The following is a 19,058-nucleotide window of genomic DNA, read 5'->3' on the forward strand; positions in this document are numbered from 1 at the left end:
ATGAGTACCGCACTGGTGTGGCAGATCGTGCTCGCCGTGCTGTTGGTGCCGCTGGCCGGGCTGTTCGCCGCCGCCGACGCCTCGCTGGGCGAGGTGTCCCGGGCCAGGGTGGACGCGTTGGTGCGGGCGCGCCGCACCGGCGCGCGCCAGCTGGCCGCCGTGGTGGCCGACCGCCCCCGGTACGTGAACCTGTTGCTGCTGCTGCGGCTGGCCTGCGAGACGGTGGCCACGGTGCTGGCCACGGTGGTGGCCGTCCAGCTGATCACCCCCGGCTGGCTGGGTGCGGTGGCCGCCGGGGCGATCATGCTGGTGGTCAGCTACGTGCTGGTCGGGGTGGGTCCGCGCACCATCGGCCGGCAGCACCCGTACGGCATCGGCCTGCTGCTCGCCGCGCCGGTGCGCGCACTGGCCGCGTTGCTCGGCCCGCTCACCCGGCTGCTGATCATCGTGGGCAACGCGATCACCCCCGGACCCGGTTTCCGCGAGGGTCCGTTCTCCACCGAGGTGGAGCTGCGCGAGGCGGTGGACCTGGCCGGCGCGCGCGGGGTGGTGGCCGAGGACGAGCGGCAGATGATCCACTCGGTGTTCGAGCTGGGCGACACGCCCTGCCGGGACGTGATGGTGCCGCGCACCGAGCTGATCTGGATCGAGCGGGACAAGGGCGTGCGGGACGGCCTGACCCTGGCCTTGCGCAGCGGCTACTCGCGCATTCCGGTGCTCGGCGAGAGCGTGGACGACGTGGTCGGCGTGGCCTACCTGAAGGATCTGGCCGCCGCCGGGGAGGACACCGAGGAAAACGCCGGGCGCACGGTCGGCGACGTGATGCGCCCGGCCACCTTCGTGCCGGACTCCAAGCCGGCCGGCGACCTGCTCAAGGAGATGCAGCGCAGCCGCTCGCACATGGCCATCGTGGTGGACGAGTACGGGGGCACCGCCGGCGTCGTGACCATCGAGGACATCCTCGAGGAGATCGTCGGGGAGATCACCGACGAGTACGACACCGAGGAGATCCAGCCGGTCCAGCAGGTGGACGAGCACGCCGTGCGGGTGGCCGCCCGGCTGCCGGTGGCCGACCTCGCGGAGCTGTTCGGCACCGGGATGGAACCGGAGCTGACCGAGGCCGACGTGGACACCGTGGGCGGCCTGCTGGCCCAGCGGCTGGGCCGGGTGCCGCTGCCCGGCTCGCGGGCCGAGGTGGCCGGGCTGCGCCTGCTCGCCGAGGGCGGCAAGGACGCGCGCGGCCGGATCCGGATCACCACCGTGCTGGTCACCCCGGTGAGCGGGGACCCTGAGCCGAAGACCGAAGCCGCCGGTGCGTCCGAGCGGCGGGAGGGGAGCGATGTCGCAAGCTGACGGCCTGGACCCGGAAGACCAGAAGATAGTCACGCTGGCCCGGGCGGTGCGCGCGCGCACCGGCGCCGCCGAGGGTGCGGCGATCCGGGACACCGACGGGCGCACCTACTCCGCCGCCACCGTCTCGCTGCCCTCGCTGAAGCTGTCCGCGCTGCAGGCCGCCGTGGCCGCCGCCGTGTCCAGCGGGGCGCCCGGGCTGGAGGCGGCCGCCGTGGTCAACGCGGAAGCCGGTGCGCCGGACGACGCCTCGGTGGCGGCGGTGCGGGACCTGGCGCCCGCCGCACCGGTGCTGCTGGCCGATGCCGCCGGGGAGGTCCGCTCGGTGCTCGCTCCTTGAGCACCCCGCGCTTTGACGTAGTGGTCGTCGGCGCGGGGATCGTGGGCCTGGCCACCGCGCGCGCCCTGCTCGCGGCCGGTCGCACGGTCGCGGTGGTGGAGGCCGAACCGACCGTCGCCGCGCACCAGACCGGGCACAACTCGAACGTGATCCACTCCGGGCTGTACTACCGCCCGGGCAGCTACAAGGCGCGGCTGGCGGTGGCCGGCCGGGACGAGACGGTGGCCTTCTGCCGCACCCACGACCTGCCGCACCGGGTGGCCGGCAAGCTGGTGGTCGCGACGGAGGCCGAGGAGCTGCCCCGGCTGGCCGAGCTGGCCCGGCGGGGCATGGCCAACGGGGTGGAGTGCCACGAGCTGTCCGCCGCCGAGGCGCGCCGGTACGAGCCGAACGTGCGCGCGCTGGCCGCCCTGCGCGTCCCGGGCACCGGGGTCTGCGACTTCCGGCTGGTCGCGGTTCGGCTGGCCGAGCTGTTCGAGGAGGGCGGCGGCACGTTGCTGCTCGCCCGCCGGGTGACCCGGTTGGTGCGGCGGCGGGCCGACGTGGTGGTGCGCACTCGAGGGGGCGAGCTGCTGGCGAAGCGGGTGGTGGCCTGCGCCGGGTTGCGCTGCGACGAACTGGCCCGGGGCAGCGGGGCGGACCCGGGGGTGCGCATCGTGCCGTTCCGGGGCGAGTACGCCGAGCTGCTCGTCGACGACCTGGTCCGCGAGCTGATCTACCCGGTGCCCGACCCGGGGCTGCCGTTCCTGGGCGTGCACGCCACCCGGGGCGTGGACGGGCACGTGCACGTGGGGCCGAACGCGGTGCTCGCGCTGGCCCGGGAGGGCTACCGGTGGGGAGTGGTGCGGCCGGGCGAGCTGGCGGCCACGCTGGCCTACCCGGGCCTGCACCGGCTGGCCCGCCGGCACTGGCGCCTGGGTGTGGACGAGGTGCGTGGTTCCCTGTCCCGCCAGGTCATGGCCGAGCGGGTGCGCCGGATGTTGCCCGACGTGCGCGCCGAGGACCTGGAGCCGGCCGGCGCCGGCGTGCGCGCGCAGGCGGTGCGCCCGGACGGGACGCTGGTGGACGACTTCCTGTTCGTGCCGGACGGCCCGGTGCTGCACGTGTTGAACGCGCCTTCCCCGGCCGCGACCGCCGCGCTCCCGATCGGACGGGAGATCGCCGCGCGCCTGGCGGGTTAACGAGGGAGGCGGCCGACCAGCATCAGGAGGGTGTCGGCCAGTTCGTCGAGGGCGGTTTCCAGGTCGGCGCCGGTGCGGCCCGAGCACCACGCCGGGGCCTGGGACATGGCGGCGTGCATGCAGCGCAGCGCCGGGTCCACGCCGGTCACGGTGAACTCGCCGGTCGCCACGCCCTCCTCCACGATGACGCGGAACACCCGGTCGTGCCGGCGGCGCATCTCCTTGATCCGCGCGCGATGTTCCGCCGGCCACTCCCGGGGCGCCAGGAACAGCCGCAGCGCCGCCGGGTACTCGCACACCGCGATCCGGCTGTGCTCGCGCAGCAGCGCGCGCAGCCGTTCGGTGGCGGACCCCTCCGCCGGCAGGGCCTCCAACCGGTCCGTCCAGTCGTTGCCCAGGGTCTCGATGGCGGCCGTGCCCAGCTCGTCCTTGCTGGCGAAGTAGTAGTACAGCGAGCCCTTGGTGACGTCCAGCCGGTCCGCCACGTCCTCCAGGCTGACGCCCTCGTAGCCGCGTTCGCCGAACAGCTCGGCGGCGGCGGTCAGGATCTCCTGGATCCGCCGTCCGCGTTTGCGTTCCACCCGGTCAGACATCGACCCGACGGTATCACTTTGAAGTCATGTTCAGCTATTGACTTCTAATTCAAAATTTAGCAGCCTGGTCAAATGGCATGGGACCCGAGCAACTGCACCGACATCCGCTACGAACCGGACGGTCCGGTCGCCGTCATCACCATCGACCGGCCGGAGCGCTACAACGCGTTCCGGGGGCGCACCGTGGACGAGCTGGTCGCCGCGTTCCGCGCGGCGTGGGCCGACCGGTCGATCCAGGCGGTAATCCTCACCGGCGCCGGGGACAAGGCGTTCTGCACCGGCGGTGACGTCAAGCAACGGGCCGAGACCGGCGACTACGGGCCGACGGAGAGCGGCATGTTCGAGATCGGCTACCTGCACAAGCTGATCCGGGACGTGCCGAAACCGGTGATCGCCGCCGTGAACGGCCTCGCGGTCGGGGGCGGGCACGTGCTGCACGTGCTGTGCGACGTGTCCATCGCCGCCGAGCACGCCCGGTTCGGGCAGGCCGGACCCCGGGTGGGGTCGTTCGACGCCGGCTTCGGCTCCGCCTACCTGGCCAGGGTCGTCGGCGAGAAGAAGGCCAGGGAGATGTGGTACTGGTGCCGGCTCTACGACGCCGCGCAGGCCGAGCGGATGGGCCTGGTGAACGCGGTGGTGCCGGGCGAGCGGTTGCTGGACGAGGCGAAGGCGTGGGCGTTCGAGGTGGCGGAGAAGAGCCCGACGGCGATCCGCTTCCTCAAGCAGTCGTTCAACGCGGACACCGACCACCAGGCCGGGCTGAGCAACCTGGCGATGTCCGCGCTGGACCTGTTCACCGCGTCCCCGGAAGGGTTGGAGGGCGCCGCCGCGTTCGCGGAGAAGCGCAAGCCCGACTTCGCCCGCCACGTCGTCGGACACTGAGGGGACGCGCGAAATGGGCAGGTTGGAAGACCGGATCGCCATGGTGACCGGCGCCGGGCGCGGCATCGGGCGGGCCATCGCGGAGAAGTTCGCCGCCGAGGGGGCCACCGTGGTCGCCCTGGACATCGACGGGGAGACCGCGTCGGACACCGCCAAGACGATCGGTGGTGGCGCGGTGGGCCTGGTGCTGGATGTCACTGACCGCGCGGCGGTGGCCGAGGTGACCGCCGAGGTGCATCGCCGGTTCGGGCGGATCGACGTGCTGGTGAACAACGCCGGCTGGGACAAGATCGGGCCGTTCACGGAGTCCGACCCGGCCGACTGGGACCGGATCATCGCGATCAACCTGTACGGGGTGCTGCACACCAGCCGGGCGGTGCTGCCGCTCATGGCCGAGCGCGGCTACGGCGCGGTGGTGAACCTGGCCTCGGACGCCGGTCGGGTCGGTTCCTCCGGCGAGGCGGTCTACTCGGCGGCCAAGGGCGGCGTGATCGCGTTCAGCAAGACCATGGCCCGGGAGATGGCCCGGAGCGGGCCGAGGGTGAACTGCGTCTGCCCCGGCCCGACCGACACCGCGCTGTTCGCCTCGCTCGGCGGGGACCAGCCGAAGCTGCGCGAGTCGCTGATCAGGGCGATCCCGCTGCGCCGGCTGGCCGAGCCGGCGGACATCGCCAACACAGTGGCCTTCCTGGCCTCCGACGAGGCCTGCTTCCTCACGGGCCAGACGGTGAGTGTCAGCGGGGGCCTGACGATGGCATGACTACCCTCAGCGGGTGTCTTCCGAACACCGGTCCGGCTTCGCCTGCTTCGTCGGCCGCCCCAACGCGGGCAAGTCCACCCTGACCAACGCGCTGGTCGGCGGGAAGGTGGCGATCACCTCCAGCCGCCCGCAGACCACCCGGCACGCCATCCGGGGCATCCTGCGCCGGCCGGACGCCCAGCTGGTCATCGTGGACACGCCGGGCCTGCACAAGCCGCGCACGCTGCTGGGCAGCCGGCTCAACGACGTGGTCCGGGAGACCTGGGCCGAGGTGGACGTGATCGGCTTCTGCGTGCCGGCGGACGCGCCGGTCGGCCGGGGCGACCAGTTCATCGTCAACGAGCTGCGGTCGGTGGCCAGGCGCACCCCGGTGATCGGCGTGGTGACCAAGACCGACCTGGCCGCCCCGCCGGTGGTGGCGGAGCGGCTGGTCCAGCTGGGCGAGCTGATGGACTTCGCGGAGATCGTGCCCTGCTCGGCGGTGGACGGCTTCCAGCTGAACACCGTGTCCGACCTGCTGGTCGCCCGCCTGCCCGAGGGGCCGCCGCTCTACCCGGACGGCGAGCTGACCGATGAGCCGGAGGCCACGCTGGTGGCCGAGCTGGTCCGGGAGGCCGCGCTGGAAGGGGTGCGCGACGAGCTGCCGCACTCGCTGGCCGTGCTGGTCGAGGAGATGATCCCGCACGAGGGCCGGGACGACATGCTGGACGTGCACGCGATCATCTACGTAGAGCGGCAGAGCCAGAAGGGCATCATCATCGGCAAGGGCGGCGCCCGGCTCAAAGAGGTCGGCACCGCCGCGCGCCGGCAGATCGAGGCGCTGCTCGGCACCAAGATCTACCTGGACCTGCACGTCACCGTGGCCAAGGACTGGCAGCGCGACCCCAAACAGCTCCGCAAACTGGGTTTCTAGATGTCCGTTCGGGCGGTCAGGATGCCGGGGCCGAAGAACAGGATGAGCAGCGCGAACACGAGTACCGCGAACACGGTGAGCACGCCGTTGATGATCACGCCGGCGAGGGCCAGGCCGGCGCCCCGTTCGTCCCGCTCCCGGATCTGCTTGCGGGCCAGCATCCCGCACACGATTCCGGCCGGCCAGAATACGAAGATCAGAACCAGGGAGACGATTGCCAACACGTTGATCGGCGGGTCCGGCTGAACCAGCGGCGGGGACCAGCTCGGCGGGGGTTCGGCGGTGATGGCGATGCTCCTTGCGCTGCCCGGGGAGAACCATGTTGGCATGTGTCCGGGTCGGGGCGGGTAGTGGGACGATGGACGGGTGACGTTGTGGCGCGACACCGGCGTGGTGCTGCGGGTGCAGAAGCTGGGCGAGGCGGACCGGATCGCCACGCTGCTCACCCGGCGCCGGGGCAAGGTGCGCGCGGTGGCCAAGGGCGTGCGGCGCACCCGGTCCCGCTGGGGGGCGCGGCTGGAGCCGTTCAACCACGTCGATGTGCAGTGTTACGTGGGCCGCAGCCTGGACGTGGTGACCCAGGCGCAGACCGTGGACGCGTTCGGGGCCGGCGTGATCGGTGACTACACCCGCTACACCACCGGCTGCGCCATCCTGGAGACCACCGACCGGCTGGCCGCCGAGGAGGGCGAGCCGGCGCTGCGCCTGTACCTGCTGCTGGTCGGCGCGCTGCGCGCACTGGCCGGCGGGGAGCGGGACGCCGCGCTGATCCTGGACGCGTTCCTGCTGCGCGCGATGGGTTACGCCGGGTGGGCGCCGGCGATCACCGAATGCGCCCGCTGCGCCGAGCCCGGCCCGCACCGCGCGTACAACGTGGCGGCCGGCGGGGCGGTGTGCGGGCGGTGCCGCCCGGCCGGCTCGGTGACGCCGTCGCCGGAGACGTTCGTGCTGCTGGACGCCCTGGTGCACGGCGACTGGTCGATCGCCGACGCGGCCACCTCCCCGGTCCGCCGGGACACCAGCGGGCTGGTCGCCGCGCACCTGCAGTGGCACCTGGAGCGGCAGCTGCGCTCCCTTCCCCTGGTGGAGCGCCGCTAGCCGCGTCAAAGGCTGATCAGTAGCACCCCGGCGAGCACCACCGCGGCGGCCACCGCGCGCCGGTGGCCCAGTCGTTCGCCGAGGAACAGCGAGCCGATCAGTGCGCCGAACACGATGCTGGTCTCCCGCAGCGCGGCGACCGGGGCCAGCGCGCCGCTGGTCTGCGCCCACAGCACGATGGTGTAGGCGGCCAGCGCGACCACCCCGCCGACCACCCCGGGCACCGCGCACGCGCGAAACGACGCCAGCGCGCCGCCCCGCCGCCGGGCCAGCGCGATCAGCGGCATCGGCAACCCCTCGAGCAGGAACATCCAGCCGGAGTAGGCGAGCAGCGGGGCCTGGTTGACCCCGAGGCCGTCGACCACCGTGTACCCGGCGATCATCAACCCGGTGAGGGTGGCCACGCCGAGCGCCGGCAGCTGCTTTCGTCCCGGCAGGCCGCCGACCAGCACCAGCCCGAGCAGCCCGCCGGACACCGCGAGCACGCCGAGCAGCTCGGCCGGCGGCAGCGGGTGGTCCAGCAGGAACACCGAGACCAGCGCCACCACCCACGGCGAGGTGCCCCGGGCCAGCGGGTACATCTGGCTGAACTCGCCGAGCTCGTAGCTGGCCGCGAGCAGCAGGGCGTAGGCGACGTGCAGCACCGCCGAGGCGATGATGAACGGCCACGCGCCGGCCGGCGGCAGCCCGGCGAAGGCGATCATGACCGCCCCGCCGACCGCATCCACCAGGCCGATCAGCGAGATGCAGACCAGCCGGTCCGGCACGGCGTGGGCGAGGGAGTTCCAGATGGCGTGCAACAGGGCCGAGCCGAGTACCGCAAACACGATCAACGGGGTCACCGGGAGGCTCCTCGGGTTGGGCCCGCCGGTAGGCGAGCGCGCACGATAAGGAGCCCTCAGGGCTTTTGTCCCGTCAGGTGTGGATCACACGTCGGTGTCCTGGCGCCGCTCGGACCGGCCCCCGCCGCCCTGATTGTCAATCCCAGTCGGGCGGCCGGCGGAACCCTAGGCGCAACCGTTCCCGACGGTACACGGTGCACGACGGCCGCGCGCGAGACGTAGGCTCACGGCCGTGCGTGCCTCTAAACCCGCCCACCCCGAAGCCCCGGCCCCGCACCCGTCCGGCGCCCTCCCCCCGGAGATCCCGAAGGACCAGGTCCCGAAGCACATCGCCCTGGTGATGGACGGCAACGGCCGGTGGGCGAACGCGCGCGGGCTGCCCCGCACCGAGGGCCACCGGATGGGCGAGGCCGCACTGATGGACGTCGCGCGCGGGTGCATCCAGCTGGGCGTGCGGTGGCTGTCCGCGTACGCGTTCTCCACGGAGAACTGGAAGCGCAGCCCCGACGAGGTGCGGTTCCTGATGGGTTTCAACCGGGACGTGATCCGCCGCCGGGTGGACGAGATGCACTCCATGGGGGTCCGGGTGCGCTGGGCCGGCCGGCGCCCCCGGCTGTGGCGCAGTGTGATCAAGGAACTGGAGATCGCCGAGGAGAAGACCCGGCACAACGACGTGCTGACGCTGACCATGTGCGTCAACTACGGCGGCCGGGCGGAGATCGCCGACGCGGTGAAGCAGATCGCCCGGCTGGCCGCCGAGGGCCGGATCAAGCCGGACCGGGTGGACGAGCGGATGATCGCCCGCTACCTGGACGAGCCGGACATGCCGGACGTGGACCTGTTCGTGCGCTCCTCCGGCGAGCAGCGCACCTCCAACTTCCTGCTGTGGCAGTCGGCGTACGCGGAGATGGTCTTCCTGGACACGCTGTTCCCCGACTTCGACCGGCGGCACATCTGGGAGGCGTGCGAGATCTTCGCCGGCCGCAACCGGCGGTTCGGCGGGGCCGTGGACAAGGCATCGTCGGTGGTGGGCCCGTGAGCGGCGGGGCGGCCACCGCCGGCATGCTGGACACCGCCCGGCAGGCGCTGGAACGCTTCCACGAGGTGCGGGTGGACGACGACGGCGCGCTGTCCTTCCGGCACGGCGACGTGCCGTGCGCGTTGCAGGGCATCGAGCTGGCCGAGGGGTTGGTGGTGCTCAGCCTGACCTGCGTGGTCGCCTGGGACCTGCCCGCCGACTCGACGGCCCCGCTGCGGCTGGCCGAGCGGGCCGGGCAGGGCATGTTCGGCACCCTCGGCGCGGTGCGCACCGACCAGGGCTGGGACGTCACCCTGCGCTACGTGTTCCCCGCCGGCGGCCTGGCCGCCGAACCCATGGGCACGCTGCTCATGCTGGTGGTGTCCACCGCGTCGCAGGTTCGTACCGAGCTGCTCGGCTGACGCCTCAGCGCCGGGCGGCGGCGGTGCAGTCGGCGCAGATGCCGAAGATCTCCACGGTGTGACTGACGTGGGTGAACCCGTGCTCCTCGGCGATCCGCTGGGCCCAGTTCTCCACCGCCGGTCCCTCCACCTCGACGGTGCGGCCGCAGTTGCGGCACACCAGGTGGTGGTGATGGTGGTTGGAGCAGCGCCGGTAGACCGCCTCGCCGGTGTCGGTGCGCAGCACGTCTACGTCGCCGGACTCGGACAGGGTCTGCAGGGTGCGGTAGACGGTGGTCAGGCCGATGCCCTCGCCGTCCCGGCGCAGCTCCTCGTGGATCTCCTGCGCGGACCGGAAGTCGTCCAGCCGGTCCAGTAGCGCGGAGACCGCCGCGCGCTGCTTGGTGGCTCGGGGCGGTCGGGTCACGCGCCCTCCTCGGCGTGCGCGACCGCGTCCCGCACGATGTGCGCCAGGTGCTCGTCCACCAGCCGGTAGAGCACCTCCCGCCCGTGCCGCTCCCCGGCCACCACCCCGGCCGCCTTGAGGACCCGGAGGTGCTGGCTGATCAGAGGCTGGGTCACCTCGAGCGCCTCCACCAACTCGTGTACGCAGCGCTCGGACTCCTGCAGTTGCAGCACGATGGCAATGCGCACCGGGGCGGCCAGCGCGCGCAGCAGATCACCGGCCGCGGCCAGGGTAGCGGGTTGGCGAGCCGGCGCCGGCGGGGCGGGCGGGCGCTCCGGCGAGTGCACCTCGGGCGAGTCGTCCAGCACTGGGACGTTGACGGTATCGATGTCGGTCATCGGATCCCTTCCTCGCCGGCGCCGGGACGGTCTGTATCTACCACACATGTTAGGCGTCACCGGGCTGTTCACTATTGTGCGCGATCGTGCTGCTGGTCTGCCGCTTCCAGGTCCCTCCGGGTGACGAACCGGTCTTCCTCGCCCGCGCCCGCCGGGCGGTGGAACTGCTCAGCGGGTCACCGGGCGCGCGGCACGTCGGGCTGGGCCGGGCGGTGGACCGGCAAGATCGCTGGGTACTGGTGGCGCGGTTCGAGTCGGTGGTCGCCTACCGGCGGGCGTTGTCGCCGTTCGAGGTGCGGGAACACGTGATCCCCTTGCTGGCCGAGGCGCTGGCCGACGAGCCCGGCGCCTACGAGACCCTGCTCGAGGGCGAGGCCGGCGCGGTCACCGAGCACCCCAGCCTGCTCGCCGAATAATGCGCTATAGCGTGACCCTCTTCCGCCCGGGGGTCAGGAGCGGGCGCGGCGGACCAGGGCGACCATCGCGGAGCGGACCGCCAGTGGGGTGTCGGCCGGTTCGTCGAAGCTGAGCCGCACCGTGTGCCCGTCCGCGTCCGGTGCGTCGGCGGCGAGCACGGAGAAGCCGTACCGGTCCACGTCCAGCATGCGCGCCAGAGCCGTGTCCGGGCGGCCGGCGAACACCCGGCAGAAGGTGACCAGCGCGTCGGCGTGGTCGTCGTTCATGTGGTCGACGATGCCGGCCCGGTGGGCGCTCAGCGGGTCGGGCACGCCGGCCGCGTACTCGGCGGGGTCCACCCAGCTCATACGGGCGAACCCACCCACGTAGCGCACCGACGCCACCGCCAGCCGATAGACGTGGAAGTCGTCGAAGTCCACGTAGAACGCTTCCGGGTGCGCCGACCGGTAGAGCGTGAGCGCGGCCGCCCGCTCGTCGCCGGCCAGCCGGCCGATCTCGCCGAGCAGGGTGACCCGTCCCCGGGCCAGCGGGTCACCGGCCCCCACCTCGCTCACCATCACCGAGGCGCGCGGGTCGGCGGCGAGGTTGCGGGTGTGCTCGGCCATGTCGGAGAGGCACAGCACGGGGCGTCCCAGGTCGTCGGCCACCTGGCTGACCAGGGAGGCGAACGGCACCCCGGCCGGGTCCACGGCGAGCGTGGCCAGGGTGCCGGTGCGGGCCTCGGCGAACAGGGTTCGCGCCCGCTCGGCGTCGGTCGGCCCGGGGACCGCCTCCGCCGTGCCGGGCACCGAGTGGGGACTGGACAAACGGGCGCTCCCGTCAACTGGTCGGCCGGCCGGTAACCCGGTGGTGTCGGCTGGGTACGCTTGCGGAGTCGTGCATTTGTAGTTGTACCGCAACCATGGAGCCTTATCCCGTGCCCAGCAAGCCGTCCTCCACCACGATCGACACCGTCGTAGCCCTCTGCAAGCGCCGAGGGTTCGTATTCCCGTGCGGTGAGATCTACGGCGGTACCAAGTCGGCCTGGGACTACGGTCCGCTGGGCGTCGAGCTCAAGGAGAACATCAAGCGCCAGTGGTGGCGCTCGATGGTGACCGGCCGGGACGACATCGTCGGCCTCGACTCCTCGGTCATCCTGCCCCGCCAGGTGTGGGTGGCCTCCGGCCACGTGGGCGTGTTCAACGACCCGCTGGTCGAGTGCACCAGCTGCCACAAGCGGTTCCGCGCGGACCAGCTCGCCGAGGAGTACGTGGAGCGCACCGGCAAGGAGGCGGCCGAGGACAACCTCAGCGACGTGCCCTGCCCGAACTGCGGCACCCGGGGCGAGTACACCGAGCCGCGCGACTTCAACATGATGCTCAAGACCTACCTCGGCCCGGTGGAGTCCGAGGATGGCCTGCACTACCTGCGCCCGGAGACCGCGCAGGGCATCTTCGTCAACTTCCTGAACGTGCTGACCAGCTCCCGGCGCAAGCCGCCGTTCGGCATCGGCCAGATCGGCAAGAGCTTCCGCAACGAGATCACCCCGGGCAACTTCATCTTCCGCACCCGCGAGTTCGAGCAGATGGAGATGGAGTACTTCGTCGAGCCGGGCACCGACGAGGAGCTGCACCAGTACTGGATCGACACGCGTACCGCGTGGTACACGGACCTGGGCATCAAGCCGGAGAACCTGCGGCACCTCGAGCACCCCAAGGAGAAGCTCTCCCACTACTCGAAGCGGACCGTGGACATCGAGTACCGCTTCGGCTTCACCGGCTCCGAGTGGGGCGAGCTGGAGGGCATCGCCAACCGCACCGACTTCGACCTGACCACCCACTCCAACCACTCCGGCGTGGACCTGTCCTACTACGACCAGGCGTCGGGCAGCCGTTACCGGCCGTACGTGATCGAGCCGGCCGCCGGCGTCGGCCGTTCGCTGATGGCCTTCCTGGTGGACGCCTACGCCGAGGACGAGGCCCCCAACGCCAAGGGCGGCGTGGACAAGCGGGTGGTGCTCAAGCTGGACCGCCGGCTGGCCCCGGTGAAGGCGGCGGTGCTGCCGTTGTCCCGGCACGCCGACCTCTCGCCGAAGGCCCGCGACCTGGCCGCCGCGCTGCGCAAGCACTGGAACGTGGACTTCGACGACGCCGGCGCGATCGGTCGCCGGTACCGCCGTCAGGACGAGGTCGGTACGCCGTTCTGCGTAACCGTGGACTTCGACACGCTCACCGACCACGCGGTCACCGTGCGCGAGCGGGACACCATGACGCAGGACCGGGTGGCCCTGGACCAGGTGGAGTCCTACCTGGCCGGTCGGCTGATCGGCTGCTGATTCCCCGCCGTCGTTGACGGCGGGTTGCGGATACCCGAATCTAGCTCTCTCAGCTAGTAGAACGGGGTACGTCCGTGGCCGGTCGCGAGCGGGAACACGTCGAGTACGACCAGGTACAGGCCGACTATCTGGAGAAGCGACAGCTGCGCCGGGGTGCCGCCGGTTGGGTGCTGCTGGCCGGGCTGGGCGTCGCCTACGTCATCTCCGGTGACTTCGCCGGGTGGAACTTCGGGCTCCAGCACGGCGGCTGGGGCGGTCTGGCCATCGCCACGGTGCTGATGGCCGCCATGTACACCTGCATGGTGTTCGCGCTGGCCGAGATGGCCACCGCGATGCCGGTGGCCGGGGCGGGCTACGGGTTCGCCCGGCGCGCGCTCGGCCCGCTGGGCGGGTTCGCCACCGGCACCGCCATCCTGATCGAGTACGCCATCGCGCCCGCCGCGATCTCGGTGTTCATCGGCGGGTACATCGAGTCGCTCGGCCTGTTCGGCATCACCAACGGCTGGCCGGTGTACCTGGTCTGCTACCTGGTCTTCGTGGGCATCCACCTGTGGGGCGTGGGCGAGGCGCTGAAGGTGATGATGGTGATCACCGTGATCGCGGTGCTCGCGCTGATCGCCTTCGTGGTGGGCATGCTGCCCCGGTTCGAGTTCGGCAAGCTGCTGGACATCCCGGCGACCGACGCGCTCGGGGCCAGCGCGTTCCTGCCGTTCGGGGTGGCCGGGGTGCTCGCCGCGCTGGTCTACGGGATCTGGTTCTTCCTCGCGGTGGAGGGTGTCCCGCTGGCCGCCGAGGAGGCGCGCGACCCGGCCAGGGACATGCCGCGCGGCATCCTGGGCGCGATGGCGGTGCTGCTGGTTTTCGCCGCGCTGATGCTGTTCGTCGGCCCGGGGGCGGCCGGTTCGTCGGCGATGAAGGAGTCGGACAACCCACTGCCGCACGCGCTGCGGGTCGCTTTCGGCACGGACACCTGGCTGGCCCAGTTCGTCAACTACGTCGGCCTGGCCGGCCTGGTGGCCAGTTTCTTCTCCATCATCTACGCGTACTCCCGCATGCTGTTCGCGCTCTCCCGGGCCGGCTACCTGCCGAGGAAGCTGTCGGTGACCGGCCGGCGCAAGACGCCGTACCTGGCCCTGATCGTGCCGGCGACCATCGGCTTCGTGCTCGCCGCCGTCACCAAGAACGGCGCGCTGCTGATCGACATCGCGGTGTTCGGGGCGACCGTGTCCTACGTGCTGATGATGGTCGCGCACATCGTGCTGCGGGTGCGGGAGCCGGGAATGGCCCGGCCCTACCGCACCCCCGGCGGCGTGCTGACCAGCGGCGTCGCCCTGGTGCTGGCCGCGGCGGCGGTGGTGGCCACCTTCGTGGTGGACCCCAAGGCGGCCGCGATCACCGCCGGCATCTTCGTCGTCGCGCTCGGCTACTTCTGGTTCTACAGCCGGCACCGGCTGGTGGCCAACGCGCCGGAGGAGGAGTTCGCCGCCATCGCCCGCGCCGAAGCCGAACTCGCCGACTGAGCCAGGTCACCCCATCCCGCCGATTCAGTCACTTCAGCACACTGTTTCAGTAAACAGTGTTGACTGAGTCAGGGTGCTGAAGTGACTGAATCAGGGTGGTTGCGGCGGGTGCTGAGGACCGCTGCGGCCACGCCCAGGGCGGCGACCAGCAGGAAGCCGGCGAAGAGGTAGTGCGCGGAGCGCAGCGGGTCCGGCTCGCCCAGGTTCACCGCGACCCCGGTGAGCGCGGCGCCGAACGCGTTCGCCACCAGCTGCACGGTGTTGATCGCGGCGGACGCCTTGTCGCCCTCTGTGCCGTCCCCGGCGTCGGTCACGCTGGCCATCGCCGAGGTGGCCAGGTGCGGCCAGGCGATTCCGGTGCCCGCGCCGGTGACCAGGAAGGCCACCACCCAGGCGGCGAGCAGCCAGCCACCCGGGTCCTGGCGCATGGTCAGTGCGGCGGCGGCCAGGCCCAGAGCGATGACCAGCGGGCCGGCGATGATGATCCGCCGGGTGGCGGCGGGACGTTCCGCGCCGGCGCTGGGGATCTCGCCCAGTGTCCAGCCCAGGGCCAGCGCGGCGCCGAGGAAGCCGGCGGCCAGCGGGGCCAGGCCGGCCAGGCGCTGGCCGAACAGCGGGATGAACCCCTCCACCATCGCGGTCATGGACACCAGTGCGATGGCCGCGTAGATCCAGCGCAGCCGGGAACCTCCCCGGAACGTCTCGGCCGGCAGCACCCGCACCCCGGCCCGCCGCTCGTAGGCCACGAAACCGGCGATCAGCAGCAGCCCGGCGACGATGCCGACCAGGTTGACCGAAAGCACGGGGAACAGGCTGGCGGTGCTCACCACCAGCGCCGCGGCGGCCAGCAGCACCAGCGCGACCACCGGGAACGGCTGCGCCGGCGCGTCGCCGCGCTCGCCGTGCAGCGCGCGCGGCACCACGGCCGCCACCCCGACCGCGACCAGTCCCAGCGCGACGAACGCCCCGCGCCACACGCCGAACTCCGCGAATGCCCCGCCCAGGGCCGGGCCGACGAACGTGCCGACGCCCCACATCGCGGAGACCAGTGCGCTCGCCCTGGCCCACAGCGGCGCCGGCAGCGTGGACCGGATCAGCGCGTAGCCCAGGCCGGCCAGCAGGCCGCCGCCCGCGCCCTGCACCGCCCGCCCGGCCAGCAGCGCTGGCATGCTGGGCGCGACCGCGCAGACCACGGTGCCGGCCACGAACAGGCCCAGCGCGATCAGGTACGCCCGCCGGGCGCCCTGGCCGGCGAGCACCTTGCTGACCAGCACGGCGGAGCCGACCGACGCGAGCAGGAAGATCGTCGTGCTCCACGCGTAGAGGCGTTCCCCGCCGATGTCCGCCACGGCCGACGGCAGCAGGCTGATCGTCACGTACACGTTCGTCGCGTACAGCGCGACGCCGCCGGCCAGCACCACCAGCACGCCGAGGTACCGGCGGCTCAGCAGCGCGCCCCAGCCGGCGCGGGGAGGTTCGGTCAGAGTCATGTCCCTGAGGCTCCGACCTGAACAACAGTTGAGGTCAAGATTGTGTGACGGGAGTGGCAGCGCGGGGCGTCCGCCCCCGTTCCGGTCCCGTCCGACCCGTACGCTGGTTGCGTGGTCGACCTTTCCCCTTCGGAGCCGATGCCTCGGCCGGCGAACCGACCGGCTTCGGAGCACACCCGCCGGCTCGGCAGCGCGCTGCGGCAGTGGGCCGCGCGCGGGGTGGGAGTGGTCCGGGTGCTGGACCGGCACGGGTTCGGCACCGTCGAGCCCGGCCAGCTGCTGGCGGGCAACGCCGAGGGCGAGACCGCCGGCCGACTGCTGCTCGGCGCGCTGGACCCGGTGGCGGTGCCGCTGGCCCGGGAGGCCGCGCCCGGCCGGCCGAGGGTGGCGGACGCCCACGTGACCGAACCGGACGCGGTGGCCGCCGGGCTGGCCTGCGCCGGCGGGGCCACCCTGCTCGGGCACGCGTTGCCGGCCGAGTTGGCCGAGGCGCTGGGCGCGGCGCTGGCCGAGGGCCGGCCGGCCGCATTGGCCAGCACCGCCGACGGCACCGCGCACCTGGTGCTGACCGGTGCGGAGCTGACCGAGGCGCACGGCGGCCTCGGTACCGAGGCCGCCGACGGTGCGGCCGGGGAAGCCGCGCGCCAACTGCTGCGCCGGGGCGCCACCAGTACCGAGCGGCTCACCGCCGAGGGCGTGGACCTGTTGCTGGACCTGTGGGTGCCGGTGCCCACGCTGCTCGTGGTCGGTTCCGGGGCGATCGGCGGCGCGCTGCTGGCCCAGGCCGAGCTGCTCGGCTGGGCCGGCCGCGCGGTCACCGAGCTGGCCGAGGCGCGCACCGCGCTGGCCGGGTTCACCGAGGCCGACGTGCTGGTGCTGCTGGACCACGCGCCGGCGTTCGACGCGTTGCTCCTCGACGGGATCACCGGCGGGCGTGGTTTCATCGGCGCGCTGGGTTCGCGGCGCACCCAGGCCGCGCGGCGGGAGCGGCTCCTCGCCGCCGGGCTGTCCGAGCGGGAGCTGGCCCGGCTGCACGGCCCGGTCGGCCTCGACCTCGGCGCGCGCACCGCCGCCGAGACCGCGGTTTCCGTCGTGGCCGAGGTGATCGCCGAGCGGGCCGGACGGACCGGGTCCGCACTGGCCGGCGCGGCCGGCCGGATCGGCGCCTGACCGTGCCGTTACGCCTCACCCGACCCGCCCCCGCCCGACCCCCCGGTCAGCCGGCCGAACCGCCCCGCCGGAAGAAGCGCTGGTTCCTGCGCGTCGTCGCCGGGTTGCTCCTGGTGGCGGCGTTGGTGCTGGCCGGGACCGCGTTCCGGGTCTGGCAGGTGGCCCGGCTGGACGACCGCCGGCCGGTTGACGTGGTGATCGTGCTCGGCGCGGCGCAGTACGACGGGTCGCCCAGCCCGATCTTCGCCGCCCGGCTGCGGCACGCCCAGCAGCTGTACAACCAGGGCATCGCGACGCACATCATGACGGTCGGCGGGCGCAAGGCCGGGGACGGCTTCACCGAGGCCGACGCGGGCCGCCGCTACCTGTTGCAGCGCGGCGTGCCGGCCGATGTGGTCACGTCGATCGGCGCCGGCTCGAGCACGCTGGAGAGCCTGCGCCCGGCGGCGGCCGATGCGACCCGCAAGGGCTGGCGGACCTCGCTGCTGGTCAGCGACCCGTGGCACTCGCTGCGGGCGCGCACCATGGCCCGGGACTTCGGCCTGGAGGCGTGGACCTCGCCCACCCGCAGCGGCCCGGTGGTGCAGACCAGGGAGACGCAGGTCCGGTACATCGTGCGGGAGACCGGGGCGCTGCTCTACTACTGGCTGACCAACTCGTCGCTGGAGAACGAGGGATACGGGTTGGGGTGACCTTCCACTACTCCGCCGCCGAGCGGGCCCGGATGTGCGCCGAGCCGCCGAAGGTGTCCGGGCTGGACGGCGGGTCGGGTCGTGCGGCGCACCGGGGTCCGTTCGCCCGGGACCGGGCCAGGGTGCTGCACTCCGCCGCGCTGCGCCGGCTGGCCGGCAAGACCCAGGTGGTCGGGCCGGGCGAGGGCGCGGAGATCACCGGCATGCCGCGCACCCGGCTGACCCACTCGCTGGAGGTGGCGCAGATCGGCCGGGGCCTGGCCGAGGAGCTGGGCTGCGACCCGGACGTGGTGGACACCGCCGGGCTGGCGCACGACATCGGGCACCCGCCGTTCGGGCACAACGGGGAGAAGGCGCTGGACGAGGCGGCCGCCGGGTACGGCGGCTTCGAGGGCAACGCGCAGACCCTGCGCACCCTGGTCCGGCTCGAGCCGAAGATCGTCGGGGCCGGGTTGAACCTGACCAGGGCGTCCTTGGACGCCTGCTGCAAGTACCCGTGGGTGCGGCGGGACGGTGAGCGCAAGTTCGGCGTGTACGCCGACGACCTCACCGCTTTCTCGTGGCTGCGGGAGGGTGCACCGGACCGGCGGCGCTGCCTCGAGGCGCAGGTCATGGACTGGTCGGACGACGTGGCCTACTCGGTGCACGACGTGGAGGACGGCATCCTGGCCGGCCGGATCGGCCTGGCGGCGCTGGCCGATCCCGGGGAGCGGAAGGCGCTGGCCGGGCTGGCCGGCGCCAACTTCGGCGCCGACCCGGACGCCTGCGCGGACGCCGGCGAGCGGCTGATGGCCCTGCCGGTGATCGCCGATGTGGCCCGGTCACCGGGCTTCCCCGGGTCCAGTGAGGCACAGATCGCGCTGAAACGGATGACCAGCGAGCTGGTGAGCCGGTTCGTCGGCGCGGCGGCGCGGGGCACCCGGGAGGTGTACGGCCCGGGGCCGCTCGGCCGGTACGCCGCCGACCTGGTGGTGCCGCCGCCGGTGGCCGCCGAGGTGGCCCTGCTCAAGGCGATGGCGGTGCGCTACGTGATGGCCGACCCGGCCCGCCTGCGCATGCAGGCGGGCCAGCGCGAGCTGCTGCGCGAGCTGGTGGAGGCGGTGGTGGCGGGCGCCCCGGACAGCCTGGACGGCCCGCTGCGCGAGGCGTGGCGGGCGGCCGGCGAGGACGCGGCCAGGCTGCGCGTGGTGATCGACCAGGTGGCCTCGCTCACCGACCAGCAGGCGCACTCCTGGCACACCCGCCTCTGCCGCTGATTCGGCTCGCCCGCTCG

General features: G+C 72.8%; 22 protein-coding genes. 15 read left to right on the top strand and 7 right to left on the bottom strand.

All coding sequences use genetic code 11. The features are described from left to right. Genes ABEB12_RS29115 through lhgO form a run of 3 tightly spaced genes read left to right on the top strand, consistent with a single transcriptional unit; the run spans position 1 to position 2,871 of the window. On the top strand, positions 1-1,353 hold the full coding sequence (locus ABEB12_RS29115; protein WP_185059784.1) for a CNNM domain-containing protein: 1,353 nt from the start codon (positions 1-3) through the stop codon (positions 1,351-1,353). After that, positions 1,340-1,690, top strand: a complete 351-nt coding sequence (locus tag ABEB12_RS29120) for a cytidine deaminase (protein WP_185059785.1) — start codon at positions 1,340-1,342, stop codon at positions 1,688-1,690. Before ABEB12_RS29115 ends, ABEB12_RS29120 begins: the two co-directional genes overlap by 14 nt. Continuing rightward, positions 1,687-2,871: an L-2-hydroxyglutarate oxidase gene (lhgO, locus tag ABEB12_RS29125; protein ID WP_185059786.1), complete on the top strand. Its 1,185-nt coding sequence runs from the start codon at positions 1,687-1,689 to the stop codon at positions 2,869-2,871. The genes ABEB12_RS29120 and lhgO overlap by 4 nt, the downstream gene beginning before the upstream one ends. On the opposite strand, the gene ABEB12_RS29130 is transcribed toward lhgO, so the two are convergent. Continuing rightward, positions 2,868-3,464: a TetR family transcriptional regulator gene (locus ABEB12_RS29130; RefSeq protein WP_185059787.1), complete on the bottom strand. Its 597-nt coding sequence runs from the start codon at positions 3,462-3,464 to the stop codon at positions 2,868-2,870. The two genes, lhgO and ABEB12_RS29130, sit on opposite strands and share 4 nt — an antisense overlap. 72 nt (positions 3,465-3,536) lie before the next feature. On the opposite strand from ABEB12_RS29130, the gene ABEB12_RS29135 reads away from it, so the two are divergent. Genes ABEB12_RS29135 through era form a run of 3 tightly spaced genes read left to right on the top strand, consistent with a single transcriptional unit; the run spans position 3,537 to position 6,019 of the window. Then, a complete protein-coding gene (locus ABEB12_RS29135) occupies positions 3,537-4,346 on the top strand; it encodes an enoyl-CoA hydratase-related protein (protein ID WP_185059788.1) in 810 nt (269 codons plus the stop codon). A gap of 13 nt (positions 4,347-4,359) precedes the next feature. Next, positions 4,360-5,106: a glucose 1-dehydrogenase gene (locus tag ABEB12_RS29140; RefSeq protein WP_185059789.1), complete on the top strand. Its 747-nt coding sequence runs from the start codon at positions 4,360-4,362 to the stop codon at positions 5,104-5,106. 13 nt (positions 5,107-5,119) lie between these two features. Continuing rightward, the gene (era, locus tag ABEB12_RS29145; RefSeq protein WP_185059790.1) at positions 5,120-6,019 is read left to right on the top strand and encodes a GTPase Era; all 900 of its coding nucleotides are present in this window, start codon (positions 5,120-5,122) and stop codon (positions 6,017-6,019) included. On the opposite strand, the gene ABEB12_RS29150 is transcribed toward era, so the two are convergent. Continuing rightward, complete coding sequence (locus ABEB12_RS29150) at positions 6,016-6,348, bottom strand: DUF4190 domain-containing protein (protein WP_185059791.1); 333 nt, start codon at positions 6,346-6,348, stop codon at positions 6,016-6,018. The two genes, era and ABEB12_RS29150, sit on opposite strands and share 4 nt — an antisense overlap. A 37-nt stretch (positions 6,349-6,385) precedes the next feature. Between ABEB12_RS29150 and recO the strand changes: the two genes are divergently transcribed. Continuing rightward, entirely contained in the window at positions 6,386-7,117 is a 732-nt protein-coding gene (recO, locus tag ABEB12_RS29155) for a DNA repair protein RecO (RefSeq protein WP_185059792.1), read from the top strand. Positions 7,118-7,122: 5 nt separating this feature from the next. On the opposite strand, the gene ABEB12_RS29160 is transcribed toward recO, so the two are convergent. Beyond that, positions 7,123-7,959, bottom strand: coding sequence for an EamA family transporter (locus ABEB12_RS29160; RefSeq protein ID WP_345703243.1), 837 nt, complete (start codon positions 7,957-7,959; stop codon positions 7,123-7,125). A 232-nt stretch (positions 7,960-8,191) separates the two neighbouring features. Here ABEB12_RS29160 and ABEB12_RS29165 point away from each other — a divergent pair, with 232 nt between their 5' ends. Both ABEB12_RS29165 and ABEB12_RS29170 read left to right on the top strand, forming a co-directional pair. Then, entirely contained in the window at positions 8,192-8,998 is an 807-nt protein-coding gene (locus ABEB12_RS29165; RefSeq protein ID WP_185059793.1) for an isoprenyl transferase, read from the top strand. Positions 8,999-9,021: 23 nt separating this feature from the next. Then, positions 9,022-9,399, top strand: coding sequence for a hypothetical protein (locus ABEB12_RS29170; protein WP_185061203.1), 378 nt, complete (start codon positions 9,022-9,024; stop codon positions 9,397-9,399). A gap of 4 nt (positions 9,400-9,403) precedes the next feature. On the opposite strand, the gene ABEB12_RS29175 is transcribed toward ABEB12_RS29170, so the two are convergent. Both ABEB12_RS29175 and ABEB12_RS29180 read right to left on the bottom strand, forming a co-directional pair. Further along, positions 9,404-9,805: a transcriptional repressor gene (locus tag ABEB12_RS29175; RefSeq protein ID WP_185059794.1), complete on the bottom strand. Its 402-nt coding sequence runs from the start codon at positions 9,803-9,805 to the stop codon at positions 9,404-9,406. Further along, entirely contained in the window at positions 9,802-10,182 is a 381-nt protein-coding gene (locus tag ABEB12_RS29180; protein ID WP_221497593.1) for a metalloregulator ArsR/SmtB family transcription factor, read from the bottom strand. Before ABEB12_RS29180 ends, ABEB12_RS29175 begins: the two co-directional genes overlap by 4 nt. An 86-nt stretch (positions 10,183-10,268) precedes the next feature. Here ABEB12_RS29180 and ABEB12_RS29185 point away from each other — a divergent pair, with 86 nt between their 5' ends. Continuing rightward, positions 10,269-10,598: an antibiotic biosynthesis monooxygenase gene (locus ABEB12_RS29185; RefSeq protein ID WP_185059795.1), complete on the top strand. Its 330-nt coding sequence runs from the start codon at positions 10,269-10,271 to the stop codon at positions 10,596-10,598. A 33-nt stretch (positions 10,599-10,631) separates the two neighbouring features. Here ABEB12_RS29185 and ABEB12_RS29190 read toward each other — a convergent pair whose 3' ends face one another. Continuing rightward, a complete protein-coding gene (locus tag ABEB12_RS29190; RefSeq protein WP_185059796.1) occupies positions 10,632-11,405 on the bottom strand; it encodes a DUF2470 domain-containing protein in 774 nt (257 codons plus the stop codon). Between the two features lie 95 nt (positions 11,406-11,500). Between ABEB12_RS29190 and ABEB12_RS29195 the strand changes: the two genes are divergently transcribed. Together ABEB12_RS29195 and eat are read left to right on the top strand one after the other, a co-directional pair. Beyond that, the gene (locus tag ABEB12_RS29195; protein ID WP_185059797.1) at positions 11,501-12,913 is read left to right on the top strand and encodes a glycine--tRNA ligase; all 1,413 of its coding nucleotides are present in this window, start codon (positions 11,501-11,503) and stop codon (positions 12,911-12,913) included. Positions 12,914-12,987: 74 nt separating this feature from the next. Continuing rightward, entirely contained in the window at positions 12,988-14,433 is a 1,446-nt protein-coding gene (gene eat, locus ABEB12_RS29200) for an ethanolamine permease (RefSeq protein WP_185059798.1), read from the top strand. Positions 14,434-14,501: 68 nt separating this feature from the next. On the opposite strand, the gene ABEB12_RS29205 is transcribed toward eat, so the two are convergent. Continuing rightward, entirely contained in the window at positions 14,502-15,923 is a 1,422-nt protein-coding gene (locus ABEB12_RS29205) for an MFS transporter (RefSeq protein WP_185059799.1), read from the bottom strand. 111 nt (positions 15,924-16,034) lie between these two features. On the opposite strand from ABEB12_RS29205, the gene ABEB12_RS29210 reads away from it, so the two are divergent. The 3 genes from ABEB12_RS29210 (at position 16,035) to ABEB12_RS29220 (ending at position 19,041) form a co-directional block, all read left to right on the top strand. Next, positions 16,035-17,093 (top strand): XdhC family protein, encoded by a 1,059-nt coding sequence (locus ABEB12_RS29210; RefSeq protein ID WP_345703244.1) that lies wholly within the window; start codon positions 16,035-16,037, stop codon positions 17,091-17,093. An 86-nt stretch (positions 17,094-17,179) separates the two neighbouring features. Next, a complete protein-coding gene (locus tag ABEB12_RS29215; RefSeq protein ID WP_185061206.1) occupies positions 17,180-17,785 on the top strand; it encodes an ElyC/SanA/YdcF family protein in 606 nt (201 codons plus the stop codon). Continuing rightward, on the top strand, positions 17,782-19,041 hold the full coding sequence (locus ABEB12_RS29220; protein WP_185059800.1) for a deoxyguanosinetriphosphate triphosphohydrolase: 1,260 nt from the start codon (positions 17,782-17,784) through the stop codon (positions 19,039-19,041). Before ABEB12_RS29215 ends, ABEB12_RS29220 begins: the two co-directional genes overlap by 4 nt. Positions 19,042-19,058 lie beyond the last annotated feature (17 nt).

This window comes from Actinospineispora eucalypti (genome assembly GCF_039543365.1).
GTDB classification, from domain to species: Bacteria; Actinomycetota; Actinomycetes; order Mycobacteriales; family Pseudonocardiaceae; genus Pseudonocardia; species Pseudonocardia eucalypti.

Excerpts from the sequence above, each read along its gene's own strand:
- ABEB12_RS29180 (WP_221497593.1), bottom strand. The coding sequence starts at position 10,182 with ATGACCGACATCGATACCGTCAACGTCCCAGTGCTGGACGACTCGCCC.
- ABEB12_RS29150 (WP_185059791.1), bottom strand. The coding sequence starts at position 6,348 with ATGCCAACATGGTTCTCCCCGGGCAGCGCAAGGAGCATCGCCATCACC.
- ABEB12_RS29205 (WP_185059799.1), bottom strand. The coding sequence starts at position 15,923 with ATGACTCTGACCGAACCTCCCCGCGCCGGCTGGGGCGCGCTGCTGAGC.
- ABEB12_RS29195 (WP_185059797.1), top strand. The coding sequence starts at position 11,501 with ATGGAGCCTTATCCCGTGCCCAGCAAGCCGTCCTCCACCACGATCGAC.
- ABEB12_RS29115 (WP_185059784.1), top strand. The coding sequence starts at position 1 with ATGAGTACCGCACTGGTGTGGCAGATCGTGCTCGCCGTGCTGTTGGTG.
- ABEB12_RS29135 (WP_185059788.1), top strand. The coding sequence starts at position 3,537 with ATGGCATGGGACCCGAGCAACTGCACCGACATCCGCTACGAACCGGAC.
- ABEB12_RS29120 (WP_185059785.1), top strand. The coding sequence starts at position 1,340 with ATGTCGCAAGCTGACGGCCTGGACCCGGAAGACCAGAAGATAGTCACG.
- ABEB12_RS29170 (WP_185061203.1), top strand. The coding sequence starts at position 9,022 with ATGCTGGACACCGCCCGGCAGGCGCTGGAACGCTTCCACGAGGTGCGG.
- ABEB12_RS29130 (WP_185059787.1), bottom strand. The coding sequence starts at position 3,464 with ATGTCTGACCGGGTGGAACGCAAACGCGGACGGCGGATCCAGGAGATC.
- ABEB12_RS29140 (WP_185059789.1), top strand. The coding sequence starts at position 4,360 with ATGGGCAGGTTGGAAGACCGGATCGCCATGGTGACCGGCGCCGGGCGC.